Source organism: Staphylococcus sp. EG-SA-2 (genome assembly GCF_017152085.1).
The window spans coordinates 1-582 of the sequence record NZ_JACYHC010000012.1; the positions used below are offsets into that span (position 1 = coordinate 1).

Genomic DNA, 582 nt, shown 5'->3' on the forward strand with positions numbered 1-582 from the left:
TGAAGTGAATGAATATTATGTTAACAGGTGCTACAGGTCATTTAGGCACACATATTACAAATCAAGCCATTGCAAATCACATAGATCATTTTCACATTGGTGTTAGAAATGTTGAGAAAGTTCCAGATGATTGGCGTGGAAAAGTTTCTGTTCGACAATTAGATTATTTTAATCAAGAAAGCATGGTAGAAGCATTTAAAGGAATGGATACCGTTGTGTTTATTCCAAGTATTATCCATCCATCATTCAAACGTATTCCTGAAGTGGAAAATTTAGTATATGCGGCAAAGCAGAGCGGCGTTGCTCATATCATTTTCATAGGTTATTACGCAGATCAGCATAATAATCCATTCCATATGAGCCCTTATTTCGGATATGCATCACGTTTATTGTCAACAAGTGGCATTGATTATACGTATGTAAGAATGGCAATGTACATGGATCCACTTAAACCCTATTTACCAGAATTGATGAATATGCATAAACTGATTTATCCAGCTGGTGATGGTCGTATTAATTATATTACTAGAAATGATATTGCTAGAGGTGTCATTGCTATTATTAAAAATCCAGATACTTGGG

At 34.7% G+C, this 582-nt stretch carries 1 protein-coding gene; it reads left to right on the forward strand.

Going from position 1 to position 582, the window contains the following annotated elements:
- Positions 1 to 8: 8 nt before the first annotated feature.
- A partial coding sequence (locus IDG60_RS00085; protein WP_206160333.1) for an SDR family oxidoreductase occupies positions 9 to 582 on the forward strand: 574 nt, incomplete at its 3' end.